Below are 1,641 nucleotides of genomic sequence, written 5' to 3'. Positions count from 1 at the left end.
CATTACAACAGTGCCCATTACGTTCCGGTGATATCTGGGTAAAAGGATCGCGCCGCTACAAAAATTTTGATGATTATCTCATCCCGACTGCTGAGTTTGAGAAATCCCGACATAATGACCAGTTACAGTTGGCCGTTCAGACCGATAGCCAGGCATACCTTCAGGCCCGTATGACTCTTCTTGCATCTCGGCTGGAAGAAGTTAACGCGATGGCGCTTGCCGGTGATTTGCCCGATGTAGATATCTCAGATAAAGGCGTAAAAATCACTCCACTGGAGAACAGCGTTCCTTCAGGTGTTTCGCCCTTTGCAGATTTGGTCTATGGCATGCTTCCCCATCCGAAAATTACGGAGATACTGGAAGAAGTTGATAGCTGGACGGGATTTACGCGTCACTTCGCGCACCTCAAAAATAATAACGTCAGACCAAAAGACGGAAGACTGTTGCTGACCACCATTCTGGCTGACGGCATCAACCTTGGGCTGACAAAAATGGCGGAATCCTGCCCTGGGGCCACAAGATCGTCACTCGAAGGTATTCAGGCATGGTACATCAGGGATGAAACTTATTCAGCGGCACTGGCCGAGCTGGTCAACGCACAGAAAGAGCGGCCTCTGGCCGCATTCTGGGGCGACGGGACAACATCGTCGTCAGACGGGCAGAACTTTCGGGTAGGCAGTCACGGACGTTATGCCGGTCAGGTCAATCTTAAATATGGTCAGGAGCCGGGCGTGCAGATTTATACGCATATCTCAGACCAATACAGCCCGTTCTACGCCAAAGTGATCAGCCGGGTGCGCGACTCAACCCACGTGCTTGATGGCCTGCTGTACCATGAAAGCGATCTGGAAATTACCGAGCATTACACCGATACCGCAGGCTTCACTGAACATGTTTTCGCCCTGATGCACCTGCTGGGATTCGCTTTTGCGCCAAGGATCCGTGATCTTCATGACAAGCGGCTGTTTATTCATGGAAAGGCCGAGCGCTATCCGGGGCTTCAGTCTGTCATATCAACAACCTGCCTAAATATCAAAGACATTGAGTCGCACTGGGATGAGGTATTGCGCCTGGCAACCTCGATTAAGCAGGGGACAGTCACCGCATCACTGATGATGAAAAAGTTAGCCAGTTACCCAAAACAGAATGGACTTGCCAAAGCGCTGAGAGAGATTGGCCGCATCGAACGGACACTATTTATGCTGGACTGGTTCCGTGATCCCGGTCTGCGCCGACGCGTGCAGGCGGGGCTGAATAAGGGTGAGGCCCGTAATGCCCTTGCGCGAGCGGTCTTTTTGCACCGTCTGGGTGAAATAAGGGATCGTGGGCTGGAGAATCAGAGTTATCGCGCCAGCGGGCTGACATTACTGACAGCAGCGATCACGTTGTGGAACACGGTATATATAGAAAGAGCTATTGAGTCACTAAAACGAAAGGGTATCCCGATAAATGAGCAACTGGTCTCTCATCTTTCTCCCCTGGGCTGGGAACATATCAATCTGAGTGGAGATTACGTCTGGCGTAATAATCTTAAGCTGGGATCCGGAAAATACCGCTCATTACGTACAGTCGATACCGCTTTGTACAAAAAACAGTCTTAGCGTGGGATAATTAATGAGATGGTCACTCCCTCCTTCCCGG

General features: G+C 50.9%; 1 protein-coding gene. It reads left to right on the top strand.

Going from position 1 to position 1,641, the window contains the following annotated elements:
- The coding region (locus tag ACVCAM_RS26350; RefSeq protein ID WP_152280664.1) for a Tn3 family transposase at positions 1–1,601 on the top strand (1,601 nt) is incomplete at its 5' end.
- Positions 1,602–1,641: the final 40 nt, after the last annotated feature.

Source organism: Enterobacter sp. CFEC122, assembly GCF_052983755.1.
This window is presented reverse-complemented; position numbering and strand designations above follow the sequence as displayed.